This window comes from Kitasatospora sp. P5_F3 (genome assembly GCF_054049135.1).
Genome location: NZ_JBFUMY010000184.1, coordinates 1 through 1591, shown reverse-complemented (window position 1 = coordinate 1591; position 1591 = coordinate 1). Strand labels below are relative to the sequence as shown.

Here is a 1591-nt window from a genome sequence, read left to right as displayed (position 1 = left end):
CGCGAGAGCCGGGCGTGGTCGAGGGCGGCCGCCCCGACCGCGACCGGCGCGGTGCCTGCCCCTCGGGCCCGGGCCGGGCCGCCCGGGCGGACGTCGGCGACGGAGAACCACCGGCCGTCCTCGTCGAGCAGGTGGGTGACCACACCGGCGTACCCGGTAGAGGTCAGGACCGGCTCCCGGAACACCCCGTGGACCCGCAGCGCACCGCCCGCCCGGTAGGCCCGCCGGGCGGTGCCCAGGAGTGCGGCGTCACCACGTCCGGTCCTCAACAGCGCGGTGGTGAGCAGGAGTTCGCGCAGTGCGGCGGTCAGGTCGGCGAGCCGGTGGCCGTCCCGCCTGGCCCGGGCGCYGCGCAGCCCGCGCACTACCCGCAGGGCGGCGGCCTCGGCCCGGTGCAGGTCGGCGAGCCGGGCGGTGTGCGCCGCCCGCAGGAGTTCGGCCTGCGGGACGGCTCCGGCGGCGGGGAGGCCGGCGGCCAGTACCGCTGCGGCGGCCGTCCACAGCGCGTCGGCCGCTCTGGTCTGAGCCTCCGTCAGCACCACCGGGGCCACGGGCTCCGGCTCCGGCCCGGGTGCCGCCGGGGTCTCGACCTCCGCCGAGGCATCCGCTGAGGCGTCCGCGAGCGGACAGCAGTGCAGCAGCGCGGCCCGGTGCAGACAGCGCGGCGCGAGCAGGCAACTGCACCGCGCGTGCCCCTCCTCGGCGATCACGCCGTCCGGTCCCGGAGCCAGCGTGACCACGGCGTCCTCACCGCAGCGGACGGTCGGCCCGTCCGCGCCCGCCTCCACGGGCAGCGCCGCGTACTGCTCGACCGCCGCGTCCAGCTTCTTGCGCAGCCGGGAGGTCAGCGCCTCCACGGCGGCCGCGAGCAGTGCGGGGGCGACGGGTGGCAGGGCGGCTGAGCCGGTATCGGGGGTCATCGGTTCTCTCCACGGAGTCGGTCGCCGACCCAGCGGGCGAGGGCGAGGGGGCTGAGGGCGGCCACGGGCATGCCGGCCGTCACGAGCTGCTTGGCGACGGGCACCGAGTAGCGGGGGTTCCCGGTGTCGTCCAGGGCCGCGCAGCCCATCAGGTGCACGCCGGAGGAGGCGAGCGCCCTGACCTCCGCGAGCAGTCCGCCGAGCGGGCCGCCCTCCTCGAAGTCGCTGACCACCACGACCAGGGTGCGGCTCGGCACGGTGACCAGGGAGCGGGCGTGGGCCAGCGCCTTGGCGATGTGTGTACCGCCGCCGACCCGTACCTCCAGCAGCAGCGACAGCGGGTCGTCGACCTTGTCGGTCAGGTCGGCGATCTCGGTGGAGAAGGCCAGGAAGTGGGTGGACAGCGTCGGCACGCCGCCGAGCACCGCCGCCGTCAGGGCGGACCAGATGACGGAGGCCTCCATCGAGCCGGACACGTCGACCACCAGCACCAACCGCCAGTCGGCCTCCTTGCGCGCCCGGGTGCTGAAGACGGGGCGTTCGGGCACCACGACCGTCCGGCCGTCCGCCAGCCGCCGGGTGTGCGCCAGGTTGGCGCGCAGCGTGCGCGGCAGGTCGAGCCGGCCGCCGGGGCGGCGGGGGGGCCGGGGGGTGGCGAGGCCGCTGAGGGC

General features: G+C 77.1%; 1 protein-coding gene and 1 pseudogene. Both read right to left on the bottom strand.

Annotation, left to right across the window (positions count from 1 at the left end; genetic code table 11):
- A pseudogene (locus ACXJMZ_RS37205) lies at nt 1-920 on the bottom strand (hypothetical protein); the annotation flags it as partial.
- Nucleotides 917-1591 (bottom strand): VWA domain-containing protein (locus ACXJMZ_RS37200; RefSeq protein ID WP_457034417.1); only part of this gene is annotated, 675 nt, incomplete at its 5' end. The gene ACXJMZ_RS37200 and the pseudogene ACXJMZ_RS37205, both read right to left, overlap by 4 nt.